A 17,229-nucleotide genomic window follows, 5' to 3' on the forward strand; every position below is an offset into this window, starting at 1 on the left:
GACCGATCACCGCTGCGAGCCATGGCCACTCCGACGTCTTCCCTGCCCCCTGCCGGTTCCGACAATCGCGATTTCGAATTCAGCGACCGCGACTTCAAGCGCGTCTGCGACCTGATCTACCAGAAGGCGGGCATCGCCCTCGCCCCGGCCAAGCGCGACATGGTCTACGGCCGGCTGTCGCGGCGCCTGCGCACGCTGGGCCTGCGCTCGTTCCGCGACTACCTGGACGCGCTGGAACGCGACGGCGGCGAGGAGTGGGAGGCGTTCACCAATGCGCTGACCACCAACCTGACCTCGTTCTTCCGCGAGCCGCACCACTTCGAGCGCCTGCGCGAGGAATTGCAGAAGCATGCCGCCGCGGCGCCGATCAAGATCTGGTCGTGCGCCTCCTCCACCGGCGAGGAACCGTACTCGCTGGCGATCACCGCCTGCGAGGCGTTCGGCACGCTGACCCCGCCGGTGCGGATCCTGGCCACCGACGTGGATACCCAGGTGCTGGCCACCGCCTCGCGCGGCGTCTACGCGATCGATCGCATCGCCAGCCTGGACCCGGCGCTCAAGCGCAAGTACTTCCAGCGCGGCAGCGGCGCCAACGAAGGCCAGTGCCGCGTGGTGCCGGCCTTGCGCGACCTGCTCGAGTTCCGCCAGTTGAACCTGCTGGAGCCGCGCTACGACGTGAGCGGTCCCTACCTGGCGCTGTTCTGCCGCAACGTGATGATCTATTTCGACAAACCCACCCAGCGCGGGATCCTGTCACGGCTGATCCCGCACCTGGACGACGAGGGCATGCTCTACACCGGCCATTCGGAGAACTACCTGCATGCGGCCGACCTGATCCAGCCCTGCGGCCGGACCCTGTACCGGCGCGCCGGCAAGGCACGCGCATGAGCGCCGCCAGCATGGTCGCCGACCAGGTAATGCGTTACCACGACACCCGCTTCCAGACGATCGCGGCCAAGCTGCTGCCGACCCAGTACCTTGTGGTGACCGACGATACCGCGCTGACCACCATCCTCGGCTCGTGCGTCGCCGCCTGCATCCGCGACCCGCTGCTCAAGATCGGCGGCATGAACCACTTCATGCTGCCCGACGGTCAGGCCGGCGACGGCGCGCCGGCGCGCTACGGCAGCTACGCGATGGAAGTGCTGATCAACGACCTGCTCAAGCGCGGCGCCGCGCGCAACCGCCTGGAAGCCAAGGTGTTCGGCGGCGGCAACGTGCTCAAGGGCTTCACCAACAACCCGGTCGGCACGCGCAACGCCGAGTTCGTGCTGAACTACCTCAAGGCCGAGCACATCCCGGTGGTGGCCGAGGACCTGCGCGGCATCCATCCGCGCAAGATCTGGTTCTTCCCCGCCACCGGCCGCGTGGTCGTGCAGCGCCTGCCGCATGCGCACGAGGAAGCCGAAGTCGCCGCCGCCGAATCGGCGGTGCGTGCCCGTCTCGCCAAAGCGCCGGTCACCGGCGCCGTGGAGCTGTTCGAATGACTGCCGAAACTCCCTGCCGCGTGCTGATCGTCGACGACTCCGCGGTCGTACGCCAGATGCTCACCGAAATCCTGTCGCGCGCGCCCGGCGTGGAGGTGGTCGGCTCGGCCGCCGATCCGCTGCTTGCGCGCGAGAAGATCAAGCGCCTGAATCCGGACGTGATCACCCTGGACGTGGAAATGCCGCGCATGGACGGCCTGGCGTTCCTGGAAAACCTGATGCGGCTGCGGCCCACCCCGGTGGTGATGATCTCCTCACTGACCGAGCGCGGCGCCGACACCACGCTGCAGGCGCTGGCGCTGGGCGCGGTGGACTTCATCTCCAAGCCCAAGCTCGACGTGGCGCGCGGCCTGGAGGAATACGCCGAGGAAATCGTCGGCAAGGTCAAGGCCGCGGCCAAGGCCAAGGTCCGCGCGCTCGACCGCCCGGCCGCGCCGCGCCCCGGCGCCGGCGTGGCCACGCCCAGCGCCGCGTCCACGCTGAAGTTCCGCACCACCGACCGGCTGATCGCGATCGGCGCCTCCGCCGGCGGCACCGAGGCGCTGCGCGTGGTGCTGGAAGGCATGCCGGCCGACGCGCCGGCGGTGGTGATGACCCAGCACCTGCCGGCCGGCTTCAGCACCGCCTTCGCCGACCGCCTCAACCGGCACTCGGCGATGGCGGTACGCGAGGCGACCGAAGGCGAAGCGATCCTGCCCGGCCACGCCTACCTGCCGCCCGGCGGCAAGCACCTGCAGGTGATCCGCGACGGCGCGCGCTGGCGCTGCAAGATCGACGACGGCCCGCCGGTCAACCGGCACAAGCCGGCGGTGGACGTGCTGTTCCAGTCGGTGGCGCGCAACGCCGGCGCCAACGCGATCGGCGCGATCCTCACCGGGATGGGCGACGACGGCGCGCGCGGCCTGCTGGAGATGCTGCAGGCCGGCGCCAGCACCCTGGTCCAGGACGAGGCCACCAGCGTGGTCTGGGGCATGCCCGGGACCGCGTTCCGGCTCGGCGCCGCGCAGGAAGTGCTGCCGCTGGACCGCATCGCCGAACGCCTGATCGCGTTGTCCAGCCAGGCGCGCTAGGCTGTAGCGGCCTCCGCGGCAGGCGCGCCCGCGGAGGCGGACGGGTGGCAACAACCAGGGGAACCCATGTCGATCAGCGAGTCAGCGATGGCGCCAGCGCGCGCACGTCCGAGTCCGTTCCGTCGCGCCGTCGCGCGCGGCCTGGCCAGGCGCTGACGCGATGCCGCCGCAACGCGGCCGCACGCCGATCGCCGCCGACGCGGCGGCCACGCCCGCGCCGGGCCTGGCGGCGCCCGAGCGGGCCCTGCTGAACTGCCTGCACCACGCCCCGGACGGCGTGGTGGTGATCGACGCGGACGCCCGCATCCTCGCCTTCAACCGCACCGCCGAGACGCTGTGGGGGCTGAACCAGGAGCAGGTGTTGGGGCGCTCGCTCGGCGACCTGGTGGCCGAGGACGCACGCCCCGGCCTGCTGGCCAGGTGCTTGCGGGCCGGCGGCACCGCGCCCGGCGACGCCTACGAACTTCAACTGCCCGGCAACGACGGCGTGCAGCGCTGGGTGGCCATCAGCGCGGCGACGGTGCCGCAGGAGCGCGCCCCGCTGCACGTGGTCTTCGTCCGCGACATCGGCGAGGAACGCGAGCGCGACGCCAGGATGCGGCTGCTGTCGCTGGCGCTGGACCGCAGCGACAACGCGATCGCGGTCTGCGATCCGCAACTGGCCATCCTGTACGTCAACGCCGGCTTCGTGCGCATGTTCGGCTATGCCGCCGACGAGGTGCGCGGATCGTTGCCGAGCCGCGTGCTGACCGGTACCGGCACCGACCAGTCGGTGATCCGCCGGATCCGCGACCGCGTGGTCGGCGGCCAGGGCGACCAGGGCGACCTGCTGGTCTACCGCAAGGACGGCGCGCCGCTGTGGACCACCGTCGTCGCCAATCCGATCGCCGACGAGGACGGCGGCATCCAGCATTACGTGCTGTCGTTTACCGACATCACCCAGAGCAAGATGCACGAGATCCTGCACAAGAACGTGCTCGACGCGCTGGTCCGCGAACAGCCGCTGGTCGACGTCGCCACGCTGATCTGCAGCGAAGTCGAACGCATCGCCCCGCAGGTGGCGGCCTCGATCCTCGGCGTCGATGGCGACGGGCTGCTGCATCCGCTGGCCTCGCCCAGCCTGCCGACCTCCTTCAACGCGCAGACCGAGCGCCTGCGCATCGGTCCCAACGCCGGCGCCTGCGCCGCGGCGATCTGGCGCGGCAAGCAGGTGCTGGTCCGCGACACCGCCGCCGACCCGGTCTTCGCCGACCACCGCGACCTGGTCGCGCAGCTCGGCTTGCGCAGTTGCGTGGCCAGCCCGATCAAGTCCAGCGGCGGGCGCGTGCTCGGCAGTTTCGCGCTGTACTACCGCGAGCCCGGCGAACCGCCGGCCTGGCACCTGCGCCTGATCGAGTTGTGCCTGCACCTGTGCGCGCTGGCGCTGGAACGCGAGCAGACCCGGGCGCGGGTGCACCAGTTGGCCTTCTACGACTCGTTGACCGGGCTGCCCAACCGGGTCATGTTCAGCGCCCGCGGCGAACAGGCGCTGGTCGGCGCCGAATACCAGGAGTTCCCGGTCGCGATCCTGTTCCTGGACCTGGACCGCTTCAAGCGCGTCAACGAGACCCAGGGCCACGCGGCCGGCGACGGCCTGCTGCGCGACATCGCCCGGCGCCTGGGCGACGTCCTCGGCGCGGCCGACCTGATCGGCCGCCAAGCCGGCGACGAGTTCGTGCTGATGCTGCCGCACTGCGGCGCCGAGCAGGCGGCCGGCGTGGCCGAACGCCTGCTGCTGGCGGTGGCCGAGCCGCTGGTGGTCGGGCACGTGACCCTGCACCCGAGCGCCAGCATCGGCGTGGCGATGTTCCCCGACGACGGCCGCGACATCGAGACCCTGCTGCGCCATGCCGACCTGGCCATGTACCGGGCCAAGCACGAAGGCGGCGGCAGCTTCCGCTTCTTCAGCGCCGACATGAACCGCATGGCGCAGGAACGCGTGGCCATGGAAACCGCGCTGCGCGACGCGTTGCGCCGCGACCAACTGCGCTTGCACTACCAGCCGCAGTTGCACAGCCAGCCGCCCTACGCGCTGTACGGCGTGGAGGCGCTGCTGCGCTGGCAGCACCCGCATCTGGGCGATATCTCGCCGGCGCGCTTCGTGCCGATGGCCGAGGAATGCGGGCTGATCGACGACCTCGGCCACTGGGTCCTGCGCCAGGCCTGCCGCCAGATCGCCGACTGGCGGTCGCGCGGCGTGCCGGTGCCGCGCGTGGCGGTCAACCTGTCGCCCAGCAACTTCGCCGACGCGCAGTTGCCCGCGCGCGTGGCGCAGTTGCTGAGCAGCCATGCGCTGGAGCCCGGCGCGCTGGCGCTGGAGATGACCGAGAGCGTGATGCTGTCCGACGCGCCGGCGGTGCTGGCCAACCTGGGCCGACTGCAGGCCAGCGGGGTGCGCCTGTCGCTGGACGACTTCGGCACTGGCTACTCCAGCCTCAGCCACCTGCACCAGTTGCCGGTCGACGAACTCAAGCTGGACATGAGCTTCGTGCGCGACCTGGAGCACAGCGAGACCGCCCGCGCGCTGACCACCTCGGCGCTGCGCATCGGCCAGAGCCTGCACCTGCATACCGTCGCCGAAGGCGTCGAGACCGAGGCGCAACGGGCGCTGCTGGCCGCGCTCGGCTGCGACGTGCTGCAGGGCTTCCTGTTCGCGCCGGCGCTGCCGGCGGCCGGGCTGGAACGCTGGCTGGACGCGCACCTGGCCGGCGTGGGCGCGGCGCCTGCCTCGACCAGCGCCGACGGCCCGACCCAGCCGTAATTGCGGCACAATCATTGCTTGATGCGTGTCACCCTTCCCTGCATTCGCGCGATGCCGATCCGCTTCCTGCTGTCGTTGCTGCTGCTGACCGCCAGTGCCGCACTCGCCGCGCAGACGCTACACCCTGCCTATCCGGAGGTGGTGCGCCGCTTCTCCACCCATGACGGACTGCCGCAGAACTCGGTCAACGCGATGGTGCAGGACCGCGACGGCTTCCTGTGGCTGGGCACCTTCGGCGGACTGGCGCGCTTCGACGGCAGCGAGTTCAACGTCTACCGCAGCCTGGCCGACAGCGGCCCCTCCAGCGACCGGATCCTGCAACTGTTCGAGGACGCGCGCGGGCAGCTGTGGATCGGCAGCGAGGACGCCGGGGTCAGCGTCTACCGCGACGGCCGCTTCCTGCGCCTGGACGTCTGCGACGGACGCTGCCTGGTGCGCCGTTTCGTGGCCGCCGCCGACCACAGCATCTGGGTGCTGAGCAGCGCCGGCACCTACCGGATCGACCCGCGCACGCTGCGCACCCTCGAACACCATCCGCAGGCGCTGGACGTGGCCGCCGCGCTCGGCGGCGACGAACAGCTCTATGTCGGCGGGCGGGGCCTGTGGCGGATGCGTCAGGGACAGCGCGAGCCGGTGCCCCTGCCGAGCGGGGAAGACCGGATCAACACCCTGTCCAGCGAAGGCAGCGTGCTGTGGGTCGGCGCCGGCGATGGTCTGTACCGCTACGACACGGTGCGCCGGCAATGGCTGCCGGATCCGGCGCCGGTGCGCGGCGCGCTGGCGCTGGCGCGCGATGCGCAGCAGCGCCTGTGGGTGCTGGATGTCGATGGCCGGGTATTCCGCGACGACGACGATGGCAGCGGCCTGCGCCCACTGGCGGTCCCGGCCCTGCCCGCGTCGCGCAGCCTGCTCACCGACCGCGACGGCAACCTGTGGCTGGGCAGCAATGCGCGCGGCCTGCTGCGCATCGCGCGCTCGCGCATCGGCCTGCTCAACGACGCGCGCCTGGGCATGGACCTGCCCGGCCTGCCGGTGGTCGGCGACGGCAGCGGCGGCCTGTGGCTGGGCACCGTCTGCGGCGGCCTGCGGCATTGGGACGCGCCCAGCGGGCGCCTGCGGCACTGGTCGCTGCAGCCGGCGCTGGGCAACGACTGCGTCTGGTCCCTGCACCGCGACGACGCCGGCGGGCTGTGGATCGGCACGGTCGATGGCCGCGTCGGCTACCTGTCGCCCGCCGCGCAGGACGACCGCGCCCCGCGCGACAGCGACGACGCGCGCCGCCGCGCGCCGCGCCTGATCGCGCAATGGCCCGATCAGTTGCCGATCCGCGCCCTGTACCGCACCGCCGGCAACACGCTGCTGGTCGCCAGCGGCCAGACCGTCTCTTCCATCGCGGTCGGCCCCAACGGCGAGACCGCTGCCCCGCAGCCGATCCCCGGCCTGCCCGGCGGCGTGGCCCTGATCCAGCCGGCGCAGCAGGGCGGCCTGTGGCTGGCCGGCAGCGAAGGCGTGGTGCGCTGGCAGGAGCAGCGGGTGGTGGAGCGCTGGAATACCGGCAACGGCCTGTCCAGCCGCTTCGTGCGCTCGCTGTACGAGCGGCCCGACGGCACGCTGTGGGTCGGCACCTACGGCGGCGGCCTCAACCGCATCGCCGGCGGCCGCGTGCAGCGCTTCGATCGCGGCAGCGGCCTGTTCGACGACGTGGTCTCGTGCATGCTCGCCGACGCGCAGGGCGGGCTGTGGCTCAGCGGCAATCGCGGCATTTCGCTGCTGCCGGCCGAGCAACTGGCCAGGGCCGCCGCCGGCGAGGAACTGAGCGCGATCGGCTTTTCCGAAAGCGATGGCCTGGAACCGGCCGAGACCAACGGCGGCGGCCAGCCCGCGTGCCTGCGCGACAGCGCCGGCACGCTGTGGTTTCCCCTGATCTCCGGCTTCGCCCGGATCGACCCGCTGGCGCTGGGCCGCCGCCGCGTGCAGGCGCCGCCGGTGCGCTTCCAGTCGCTGCTGGCCGGCGGGCGCAAGCTGCCGCTGGCGGCGGAGGTGCGGCTGCCGCCGCACAGCCACGACGTCGAGGTGAAGTTCACCGCGATCAACCTCAGCGCGCCGGAGAAGACCCGTTTCCGCTACCGCCTGACCCAGCCCGGGCAGGACCCGGCCTGGATCGACATCGGCGCCCAGCGCAGCCTGCACTTCCCGCTGCTGCCGTGGGAAGACATCACCCTGGAGGTCATCGCGCGCAGCGATACCGGCACCTGGTCGGCCACGCCGGCGCGCCTGCGCCTGCGCCAGCCGCTGCCGTGGTACCTGTCGCCGCTCGGGCTGGGCACGGCGGCGGCCCTGGCGCTGGCGCTGCTGCTGGTCGGCTGGCGCCTCCACGACTACCGCCTGCGCCACCACCGCGACCTGCTGGCACGGCTGGTGCGCACCCGCACCCTGGAGCTGGAACAGGCCAACCGCCGCCTCGCCGACCAGGCCCAACGCGACCCGGTCACCGGCATCGCCAATCACCGCCACTTCGTCGAAAGCCAGCAACGGATGTGGGCGCAGATGCAGGCGCAGCAGCGGCCGTTGTCGCTGCTGATGATCGACATCGACGAGTTCAAGCGCTTCAACGACCACTATGGCCACCGCGCCGGCGACGACTGCCTGCGCACGGTGGCGATGGCGATGGACGCGCAACTGCGCGAGGACGGCGTGCTGGCGCGCTACGGCGGCGAGGAATTCGTGGCGCTGTTGCCCGGTTGCGACAGCCAGGCGGCGCGCGCCGTCGGCGAACGCCTGCGGCAGACGGTGCTGGACTGCGCGGTGTCGCATGCGCCGGGCGCCCAGCATCGGCTGGTGACCGTCAGCATCGGCTGCGCCAGCAAATGGCCCAGCGCCGACCTGTCGCTCACCCGCCTCACCGACCTCGCCGACCAGGCCCTGTACCGGGCCAAGAAGAACGGCCGCAACCGGGTGGAAACCGCCTGAGCGACACGGCGCTTTCCACCAGCGCGGGCCGCTGGGATCCGCTGCGGATCGGCAACGCCCCCTGCACCGCGGCGTGTCCGCGTCGTCGGGGCGATCAGACCGCGCTGCGTGGCCGGTCGCCGATGCCGCGCCCGCGGTGGATGCCGAGCCGCGGCGGACTCAATGCGACTCGACCATCGCCACGACCCGATCGAAGTTGCGCATCGCCAGGTCGTCCCGGGCGATCCAGAAGGTGGCATGGCCGCAATCGCCGAACTCGAGGTCGATGGCGGGATCGCAGGCGAGTTGCAGCAGGCAGACCTCCTCCGCGTCCGGGCGCATGCCCTGCAGCGACGGAACATGCCCCAGCATCTGGTGGAGCCTGGTCTCGGCACAGCGCCTGCGTCCATCCGGGTGTTTGCGATGGCTCTCCCGATACGGCAGGTGCTCGCCCTCCAGGTCGCGATACCACACCCAGGGCAGCAACTGCGCCAGCTCGGGCACCGTCGCGGCATAGGCGATCGCCGCCAACAGCCCGCGGGTGAACACCGTGCCCATTTCGTAACTGGCGAGCGTGGTCTCCGTGGGCGCGGCGCCGACCTGGTCGACGAGCCAGTGTCTGAACGTTTCCCGCGTCGCCTCATCGGGCACCTTGTCCCAACCAAGGCGACGGGCATAGTCCACCCACTCCAGCACATCCGGATGCGCCACGAACGTGCGATCCGGCCTGTGCCGGGCATTGCCGACGAACCGCGCCAGACGATCCACCAGGATGCCCGCCTGCGGAAAATCGCGCTGCAGGCGCAGCCACTCGCCAGGGAAACCGCAGGAGTGGGACAGTGGCTGCTCCCAACGCCGGATCCGGTCGGCGCTGGGCATCAGCCCGGTCGCCGCCACCGCGGCGCCCAGGCGCAATTCCTCCCAACGCATCTGGTACACCTCCCAATCCACCCCGGAGATGGCTTCCGGCATGTCCTGCGGCCAGGTGTCCATCCGCCGCGCGACCAATGGCCAGCGCACGTGCAGGCGCGGACCGTCTTCCCCGGGCAGGAGCCAGCCTGGCGGCAGATGCGGGTTGTCGGCCGAGACCACGTCCAGGATCGGGCGCAGCGCCTCCGGCGGCTGGCGCTCGGGCTGGTCCGCCGGCACCTCCTGCACATACAGCACGCGGGCACGTTGCTGGGGCGCGTCCGTATCCCAGATCTGTTCTTCGTCGTTGACGACAAAGAAGAACAGCATCCCCTGCTCGGGCAGCAGCGACCCGACGCGCGGCAACTCCGCGCAGTCGATCTGGGCTAGGAAGTGCATGGGCGCCGGCTCGCCGTAGCTTTCGCCCATCGGCCACTCGAACGCCTGCGGCAGCTGCGGCAGGCCGCCCAGCCGGCTGCGCACGTCAGGAAACGCGGTGGGGGGATAGATCCGCTGCAGCACGATGCCGGTCTGGCGGTGTTTGTCGAACAGGGCCTCGAGCTTGGCCTCCGCGCGGTGGTCGCGCACGCTCGCGTCGTAAACGGACTGCATGTGAACGTCCTTTTCCTCGCTTCCGCAGTGCGGGGCATCGCCCCTCTTCCGCACCCCGCATGGCCAGCAGGCGCACCGCACCCGCCTGGCACGGAAGACGAGCTTGCCACAGCACTTGCCGGGCCGCCATCTTCGTGCGACCCGCAACGGTGCGATCGAGCCGGCACCGCGGCTTTGCACGCAGGCGCGACCCTGCAGCCGATGGCGCGCGCCGTGCCAGAGGCAGGCGATCGCCAATCGCAGCGTTGGCGGCACAGCAGCACGGCAACCGCGAGCCCGGCATGGCTGCTGCGATGGCGCAGGGCATGTTCGGCGACCTCATGACGCAAGCGCACAGCGTCGTCTTCGGCGCCTGGATCGACGGCATCCCGCGGGCGCACGACGCCGGCGCAATCAGCTAGCACGCACCGCGCGTTTCGCACCGCGATGCGGAGGCACGCCACACACGAAAAAGCCCGGCAAATGCCGGGCTTCTTCGTCGCAACGCGTGCGCCTGGATCAGGCGGCGACGGTGGCGGCCACGTCCTGGTAGTCCTGGATCTGATCGAAGTTCATGTAGCGATAGATCTGCTCGCCACTGGTCTTGATCACGCCCACGTCGGCCATGTACTCGTCCTTGGTCGGGATCCGCCCCAGGCGCGAGCAGATCGCCGCCAGCTCCGCCGAGCCCAGGTACACGTTGGTGTTGCGGCCCAGGCGGTTGGGGAAGTTGCGGGTGGAGGTGGAGAACACCGTGGCGCCCTCGCGCGCCTGCGCCTGGTTGCCCATGCACAGCGAGCAACCCGGCATTTCCATGCGCGCACCGGCGGCGCCGAAGGTGCCGTAGTGGCCTTCCTTGGTCAGCTCCGAGGCGTCCATCTTGGTCGGCGGCGCGACCCACAGGCGGGTCGGGATGTCGCGCTTGCCTTCCAGCAGCTTGGCCGCGGCGCGGAAGTGGCCGATGTTGGTCATGCACGAGCCGATGAACACTTCGTCGATCGCCGCACCGGCCACGTCGGACAGGGTCTTCACGTCGTCCGGGTCGTTCGGGCAGGCCACGATCGGCTCGTGGATGTCGGCCAGGTCGATCTCGATCACCGCCGCGTACTCGGCGTCGGCATCGGGCTCGAGCAGCTGCGGGTCGGCCAGCCACTCCTCCATCTTCTTGATCCGCCGCGCCAGCGAGCGCGCGTCGGCGTAGCCTTCGGCGATCATCCACTTCAGCAGGGTGATGTTGCTGGTCAGGTACTCGACGATCGGCTCCTTGTTCAGGCGCACCGTGCAACCGGCGGCCGAACGCTCGGCGGAGGCGTCGGACAGTTCGAACGCCTGCTCCACCTTCAGCTCCGGCAGGCCTTCGATCTCCAGGATGCGACCGGAGAAGATGTTCTTCTTGCCCTGCTTGGCCACGGTCAGCAGGCCCTGCTTGATCGCGTACAGCGGGATCGCGTTGACCAGATCGCGCAGGGTCACGCCCGGCTGCATCTGCCCCTTGAAGCGCACCAGCACGCTCTCGGGCATGTCCAGCGGCATGACGCCGGTGGCGGCGGCGAAGGCGACCAGGCCGGAACCGGCCGGGAACGAGATACCGATCGGGAAGCGGGTGTGCGAGTCGCCGCCGGTGCCGACGGTGTCGGGCAGCAGCATGCGGTTGAGCCAGCTGTGGATCACGCCGTCGCCCGGACGCAGCGACACGCCGCCACGGGTGGAAATGAATTCCGGCAGGGTGTGGTGGGTCTTGACGTCGACCGGCTTGGGGTACGCGGCGGTGTGGCAGAACGACTGCATCACCAGGTCGGCGGAGAAGCCCAGGCAGGCCAGGTCCTTCAGCTCGTCGCGGGTCATCGGGCCGGTGGTGTCCTGCGAGCCCACCGAGGTCATCTTCGGTTCGCAGTAGGTGCCCGGGCGCATGCCCTGGCCTTCGGGCAGGCCGCAGGCACGGCCGACCATCTTCTGCGCCAGCGAGAAGCCCTTGCCGGTGTCCGGCGGGTCCATCGGCAGGCGGAACAGGGTCGAGGCCGGCAGGCCCAGGAACTCGCGCGCCTTGGCGGTGAGGCCACGGCCGACGATCAGCGGGATGCGGCCGCCGGCGCGCACTTCGTCGAACAGCACGTCCGACTTCATCGCGAACTCGGCGATCACCTGCCCGTTCTTCAGCGCCTTACCCTCGTACGGGCGCAGCTCGACCACGTCGCCGTGCTCCATCTGCGACACGTCCAGCTCGATCGGCAAGGCGCCCGCGTCTTCCATGGTGTTGTAGAAGATCGGCGCGATCTTCGACCCCAGGCACACGCCGCCGAAGCGCTTGTTGGGGATGTACGGGATGTCCTCGCCGGTCCACCACAGCACCGAGTTGGTCGCCGACTTGCGCGAGGAACCGGTGCCGACCACGTCGCCGACATAGGCGACCAGATGGCCCTTGGCCTTGAGATCGGCGATGGCCTGGATCGGGCCGCGCTTGCCGTCTTCTTCCGGCTCGAACGGGGCGCCGTCGCGCTTGTTCTTGAGCATCGCCAGCGCGTGCAGCGGGATGTCGGGGCGGGTGGTGGCGTCCGGCGCCGGCGAAAGATCGTCGGTGTTGGTCTCGCCCGGCACCTTGAACACGGTGATGGTCAGGCTCTGCGGCACTTCCGGCTTGCTGGTGAACCACTCGGCCTCGGCCCAGCTCTGCAGCACCGCCTTGGCATGCGCGTTGCCGGCCTCGGCCTTCTCCTGCACGTCGTGGAAGGCGTCGAAGATCAGCAGCGTGTGCTTCAGGCCCTCGGCGGCGACTGCACCGAGTTCGGCGTTGTCCAGCAGTTCGATCAGCGGATGGATGTTGTAGCCGCCGAGCATGGTGCCCAGCAGTTCGGTGGCGCGGGTGGGCGAGATCAGCGGGGTCTTCTCGCTGCCGAAGGCGACCGCGGCCAGGTACGAGGCCTTGACCTTGGCGGCGTCGTCGACGCCGGCCGGCACGCGATGGCTCAGCAGTTCGACCAGGAACGTCTCCTCGCCGGCCGGCGGGTTCTTCAGCAGTTCGATGACCTGCGCGGTCTGCTGCGCGCTCAGCGGCAGCGGCGGGATTCCGAGCGCGGCGCGCTCTGCAACGTGGTGGCGGTAGGCTTCCAACATGCGGGTTCTCCGGAAAAATACGGTGGGGATGTGCGGTAGCGGCGGCGCGGCGTCAGCCGGCAGGCTTGGGGACGATGATCTTCAGGCCCTTGAAGTAATCGCGGAAAAAACGGTCGTCGCGGGTGATCAGGCCATCGCATTGCAGCAGCGCATGCGCACCGATCAGGAAATCGGCCACCACCCGCTCGCGCTTGCCGCCGCGGGCGCGGAAGCGGCGCTGCATCTCGCCGGCGCGCAGGGCCGACTTGGCCTCCAGCGCGCTGAAGCGGATGCTCATGTCCTCCAGCACCGACAAGGCCTCGGCGCCGTCGCGCAGCGCGCTGCACACCTCGGCCAGGACGATGTCGCAGACCACCACCGGGCCGGTGCTCAGGCACTGCCGCAGGCAGGCTTCGGCGGCGTCGGCCTGGGGGCCGTCGGCCAGGAGGTCCACCAGCACGGACGAGTCGATGGCGATCATGCGCCGGCGTCGGGCTCGGGCTCGAACGGATCGCCCGGGGCGCGGCCGCGGATGGCGCGCATCGCCTCATCGGTGCTGGCGAAGCCGTCGAGCTTGAAGCGGCCGCGGGCGCGTGAGATGGCATCGTCCACGCTCTTGCGCAGGATGATCCGGCCGCCGTCCAGTTCCACCTTCAGGATGGTGCCCTTGCTCAGGCCCAGCGCATCGCGCACGGCCTTGGGCAGGGTGATCTGACCGCGCTCGGCGACAGTGGCTTCCATGGGGCGGGCTCCACAAGGTATGCACGAATTTTACATACTTGAAGCGTCATACTCAAGCCCGCATACAGCACGGGTCACACCTGCCATACACACTGAATCGGTCAGAATGACCGCAGTCCCTACAGCCGCGATGCCATAGGAGTTCCGTGATGAGCGATTCCTTTTCCACCCGCACCTCGCTCGAGGTCAACGGCCAACGCTACGCCTACTACAGCCTGCCCAAGCTCGCCGAGCGCTTCGACATCGCCCGCCTGCCCTACTCGCTGAAGATCCTGCTGGAAAACCTGTTGCGCCACGAAGACGGTGGCGTGACCGTGGGCAAGGACCACATCGAGGCGGTGGCCACGTGGGATCCCAAGGCCGAGCCGGACACCGAGATCGCCTTCATGCCGGCGCGCGTGGTGCTGCAGGACTTCACCGGCGTGCCCTGCGTGGTCGACCTGGCGGCGATGCGCGACGCGGTGGTCAAGCTCGGCGGCCGCCCGGAGCAGATCAATCCGCTGATTCCCTCCGAGCTGGTGATCGACCACTCCGTGCAGGTGGACGTGTTCGGCAAGCCCGATGCGCTGGACCTCAACGGCAAGATCGAGTTCCAGCGCAACAAGGAGCGCTACGGCTTCCTGCGCTGGGGCCAGAAGGCGTTCGACAACTTCAAGGTGGTGCCGCCGAACACCGGCATCGTGCACCAGGTGAACCTGGAGCATCTGGCGCGGGTGGTGATGACCGCCGAGCGCGACGGCGAGCAGATCGCCTATCCGGACACCGTGTTCGGCACCGACAGCCACACCACCATGATCAACGGCATCGGCGTGCTCGGCTGGGGTGTGGGCGGCATCGAGGCGGAAGCGGCGATGCTCGGCCAGCCCTCGTCGATGCTGATCCCGCAGGTGGTGGGCTTCAAGCTGACCGGCCAGTTGCCCGAGGGCGCCACCGCCACCGACCTGGTGCTGACGGTGACGCAGATGCTGCGCAAGCACGGCGTGGTCGGCAAGTTCGTCGAGTTCTTCGGCGACGGCCTGCAGCACCTGCCGCTGGCCGACCGCGCCACCATCGGCAACATGGCCCCGGAGTACGGCGCCACCTGCGGCATCTTCCCGATCGACGCCGAATCGCTGACCTACCTGCGCCTGTCCGGACGCAGCGAGGCGCAGATCGCGCTGGTCGAGGCCTACGCCAAGGCGCAGGGCCTGTGGCACGACGCCGACAGCCCGCACGCCAGCTACAGCGCCACGCTCGAACTGGACATGGGTCAGATCAAGCCCTCGCTGGCCGGCCCCAAGCGGCCGCAGGACCGGGTACTGCTGGAAGACATGCAGCGCAATTTCCGCGACAGCCTGGTGCCGTTCGCCGACGCCCGCGCCAAGCGCCACAGCGATGCCAAGCAGGAAGACCGGCTGAAGAACGAAGGCGGCGGCGGCACCGCGGTCGGCGCCAAGGCCTCGCACGCCGAGAGCGCCGAAGACAGCGGCGCCGGCTGGCGCCTGCGCGACGGTTCGGTGGTGATCGCCGCGATCACCTCCTGCACCAACACCTCCAATCCGGCGGTGATGCTCGGCGCCGGCCTGCTCGCGCGCAACGCCGTGGCCAAGGGCCTGAAGGCGCAGCCGTGGGTCAAGACCTCGCTCGGGCCGGGCTCGCTGGTGGTCACCGACTACCTGAAGAAGGCCGGGGTCATGGGCGACCTGGAGAAGCTCGGCTTCTATGTGGTCGGCTACGGCTGCACCACCTGCATCGGCAACTCCGGCCCGCTGCCGGAGGACGTCTCGGCCGCCATCGCCAAGGACGACCTGGTGGTGGCCTCGGTGCTGTCGGGCAACCGCAACTTCGAGGGCCGCGTGCACCCGGAAGTGAAGATGAACTACCTGGCCTCGCCGCCCCTGGTGGTCGCCTACGCCATCGCCGGCACCACCGACATCGACCTGACCCGCGACCCGCTAGGCACCGGCAGCGACGGCCAGCCGGTGTACCTGCGCGACATCTGGCCGAGCAACAAGGACATCGGCGACACCATCGCCGCCACGGTCGGCCCGGAGATGTTCAAGCAGAACTACGCCGACGTGTTCAAGGGCGACAGCCGCTGGGCCGCGATCGCCTCGCCCGACGGCGAGCTGTACGCCTGGGACGCCGGCTCCACCTACATCAAGAACCCGCCGTACTTCGACGGCATGACCATGCAGGCCGGCTCCATCGACGACGTGCACGGCGCGCGCGTGCTCGGCCTGTTCGGCGATTCGATCACCACCGACCACATCTCCCCGGCCGGCAACATCAAGAAGGACTCGCCGGCGGGCCGCTTCCTGCAGGAACGCGGCGTGCAGCCGGCCGACTTCAACAGCTACGGCAGCCGCCGCGGCAACGACGACGTCATGGTCCGCGGCACCTTCGCCAACATCCGCATCAAGAACCTGATGTTCGGCGGCGAGGAAGGCGGCAACACCCTGTACCACGCGCCCGGCGGCGGCCAGCCGGAGAAGCTGGCGATCTACGACGCGGCGATGAAGTACAAGGCCGACGGCGTGCCGCTGGTGGTGATCGCGGGCAAGGAGTACGGCACCGGCTCCTCGCGCGACTGGGCGGCCAAGGGCACCAACCTGCTCGGGGTCAAGGCGGTGATCGCCGAGAGCTTCGAGCGCATCCACCGCTCCAACCTGGTCGGCATGGGCGTGCTGCCGCTGCAGTTCATGGACAACGAGAACGCGCAGTCGCTGGGCCTGGACGGCTCGGAAGTGTTCGCCATCACCGGCCTGCAGGACGGCGCCAGCAAGCGCGCCACGGTGGAAGCGAAGAAGGCCGACGGCAGCGTCAAGCAGTTCCAGGTCAAGGTGTTGCTGCTGACGCCCAAGGAAGTGGAGTACTTCAAGCACGGTGGCCTGTTGCAGTACGTGCTGCGGCAACTGGCCGCGCGCAAGGCGGCCTGAGCCCGCGCTGGCGCACGGCGTCCCGCGCGGACGCCGTGCGCCACACCGCCCCGCGCCTTCCTGCTCACGGACAGCGCGGGCGACTTCCACGCATCTCTTGCCGGCCATGTCGGCGACACCGCAGCCGTCGCGTCCGCGCTATCGACTGCGATCCGGCGTCCCCGATGGGCCGCCGCTGTCCATCATTCCAAGCATCGCATGCGGCGCACGCCGCTACTCCACCGGCGTCCATTGCGCGTGCCGCAGCCGCCAGCGGCCGTCCTGCGCGCGCCACGCGGTGACCACCGAGTAGCGCTGCATCCGTTCCGGCACCAGACGGGTCTGACTGCCGCTGAGTACCGCGTCGAAACGCACGTCGGCATCGTTGCCCTGCAGAGCGATCGACGGCGGCCCGACGATGATCCCGATCCGTGCATTGGCCAGGAATTGCGCGCGCAACAGGTTGTGCAACGCAGCACGATCCATCCCCGCATCGCCCACGAAGTCCTCGGCCACGCCCTCCATCGCGTCGCGCAGGCGGCGTTCCTCCACCGCCTCCTGCAACGCGGCCATGTCCTTGCGCAGCCGCAGTTCCGCGGTGTCGCGCTGGCAGCCCGGCAACGCCAGAAGCAGCATGCATGCCCAGCTCCATCCCCACGCCCGTCGCATCGGCCTTCTCCTCGGCTTCGCCTTTT

At 70.1% G+C, this 17,229-nt stretch carries 11 protein-coding genes; 6 read left to right on the forward strand and 5 right to left on the reverse strand.

Features of this window, described 5'->3' with window-relative positions; genetic code table 11:
- Window positions 1-21: 21 nt before the first annotated feature.
- The 5 genes from AB3X07_RS11900 (at window position 22) to AB3X07_RS11920 (ending at window position 8,327) form a co-directional block, all read left to right on the forward strand.
- Window positions 22-888, forward strand: coding sequence for a CheR family methyltransferase (locus AB3X07_RS11900; protein ID WP_369938825.1), 867 nt, complete (start codon window positions 22-24; stop codon window positions 886-888).
- Complete coding sequence (gene cheD, locus AB3X07_RS11905) at window positions 885-1,487, forward strand: chemoreceptor glutamine deamidase CheD (protein ID WP_369938826.1); 603 nt, start codon at window positions 885-887, stop codon at window positions 1,485-1,487. The genes AB3X07_RS11900 and cheD overlap by 4 nt, the downstream gene beginning before the upstream one ends.
- On the forward strand, window positions 1,484-2,557 hold the full coding sequence (locus AB3X07_RS11910; RefSeq protein WP_369938827.1) for a protein-glutamate methylesterase/protein-glutamine glutaminase: 1,074 nt from the start codon (window positions 1,484-1,486) through the stop codon (window positions 2,555-2,557). Before cheD ends, AB3X07_RS11910 begins: the two co-directional genes overlap by 4 nt.
- Before the next feature lie 160 nt (window positions 2,558-2,717).
- Window positions 2,718-5,357: an EAL domain-containing protein gene (locus tag AB3X07_RS11915; protein WP_369938828.1), complete on the forward strand. Its 2,640-nt coding sequence runs from the start codon at window positions 2,718-2,720 to the stop codon at window positions 5,355-5,357.
- A 51-nt stretch (window positions 5,358-5,408) separates the two neighbouring features.
- A complete protein-coding gene (locus AB3X07_RS11920) occupies window positions 5,409-8,327 on the forward strand; it encodes a diguanylate cyclase (protein WP_369938829.1) in 2,919 nt (972 codons plus the stop codon).
- Between the two features lie 159 nt (window positions 8,328-8,486).
- On the opposite strand, the gene AB3X07_RS11925 is transcribed toward AB3X07_RS11920, so the two are convergent.
- The 4 genes from AB3X07_RS11925 to AB3X07_RS11940 all read right to left on the reverse strand — a co-directional run bounded on the left by AB3X07_RS11925 (window position 8,487) and on the right by AB3X07_RS11940 (window position 13,637).
- Complete coding sequence (locus AB3X07_RS11925) at window positions 8,487-9,827, reverse strand: DUF1963 domain-containing protein (RefSeq protein WP_369938830.1); 1,341 nt, start codon at window positions 9,825-9,827, stop codon at window positions 8,487-8,489.
- A 498-nt stretch (window positions 9,828-10,325) separates the two neighbouring features.
- Window positions 10,326-12,917 (reverse strand): bifunctional aconitate hydratase 2/2-methylisocitrate dehydratase, encoded by a 2,592-nt coding sequence (gene acnB, locus AB3X07_RS11930; RefSeq protein WP_369938831.1) that lies wholly within the window; start codon window positions 12,915-12,917, stop codon window positions 10,326-10,328.
- A 52-nt stretch (window positions 12,918-12,969) separates the two neighbouring features.
- A complete protein-coding gene (locus tag AB3X07_RS11935; protein WP_019798091.1) occupies window positions 12,970-13,377 on the reverse strand; it encodes a type II toxin-antitoxin system VapC family toxin in 408 nt (135 codons plus the stop codon).
- Complete coding sequence (locus AB3X07_RS11940; RefSeq protein ID WP_010343322.1) at window positions 13,374-13,637, reverse strand: AbrB/MazE/SpoVT family DNA-binding domain-containing protein; 264 nt, start codon at window positions 13,635-13,637, stop codon at window positions 13,374-13,376. The genes AB3X07_RS11935 and AB3X07_RS11940 overlap by 4 nt, the downstream gene beginning before the upstream one ends.
- Window positions 13,638-13,786: 149 nt before the next feature.
- Between AB3X07_RS11940 and acnA the strand changes: the two genes are divergently transcribed.
- On the forward strand, window positions 13,787-16,555 hold the full coding sequence (gene acnA, locus AB3X07_RS11945) for an aconitate hydratase AcnA (RefSeq protein WP_369938832.1): 2,769 nt from the start codon (window positions 13,787-13,789) through the stop codon (window positions 16,553-16,555).
- Between the two features lie 213 nt (window positions 16,556-16,768).
- Here the strand turns inward: acnA and AB3X07_RS11950 are convergent, their stop codons facing one another.
- Entirely contained in the window at window positions 16,769-17,170 is a 402-nt protein-coding gene (locus tag AB3X07_RS11950) for a nuclear transport factor 2 family protein (protein ID WP_369938833.1), read from the reverse strand.
- Window positions 17,171-17,229: the final 59 nt, after the last annotated feature.

Source organism: Xanthomonas sp. DAR 35659 (genome assembly GCF_041242975.1).
Taxonomy (GTDB): Bacteria; Pseudomonadota; Gammaproteobacteria; order Xanthomonadales; family Xanthomonadaceae; genus Xanthomonas_A; species Xanthomonas_A medicagonis.

Coding starts and splice junctions, on each gene's coding strand:
- AB3X07_RS11900 (WP_369938825.1), top strand. CDS start 22: ATGGCCACTCCGACGTCTTCCCTGCCCCCTGCCGGTTCCGACAATCGC.
- cheD (WP_369938826.1), top strand. CDS start 885: ATGAGCGCCGCCAGCATGGTCGCCGACCAGGTAATGCGTTACCACGAC.
- AB3X07_RS11910 (WP_369938827.1), top strand. CDS start 1,484: ATGACTGCCGAAACTCCCTGCCGCGTGCTGATCGTCGACGACTCCGCG.
- AB3X07_RS11915 (WP_369938828.1), top strand. CDS start 2,718: ATGCCGCCGCAACGCGGCCGCACGCCGATCGCCGCCGACGCGGCGGCC.
- AB3X07_RS11920 (WP_369938829.1), top strand. CDS start 5,409: ATGCCGATCCGCTTCCTGCTGTCGTTGCTGCTGCTGACCGCCAGTGCC.
- AB3X07_RS11925 (WP_369938830.1), bottom strand. CDS start 9,827: ATGCAGTCCGTTTACGACGCGAGCGTGCGCGACCACCGCGCGGAGGCC.
- acnB (WP_369938831.1), bottom strand. CDS start 12,917: ATGTTGGAAGCCTACCGCCACCACGTTGCAGAGCGCGCCGCGCTCGGA.
- AB3X07_RS11935 (WP_019798091.1), bottom strand. CDS start 13,377: ATGATCGCCATCGACTCGTCCGTGCTGGTGGACCTCCTGGCCGACGGC.
- AB3X07_RS11940 (WP_010343322.1), bottom strand. CDS start 13,637: ATGGAAGCCACTGTCGCCGAGCGCGGTCAGATCACCCTGCCCAAGGCC.
- acnA (WP_369938832.1), top strand. CDS start 13,787: ATGAGCGATTCCTTTTCCACCCGCACCTCGCTCGAGGTCAACGGCCAA.
- AB3X07_RS11950 (WP_369938833.1), bottom strand. CDS start 17,170: ATGCTGCTTCTGGCGTTGCCGGGCTGCCAGCGCGACACCGCGGAACTG.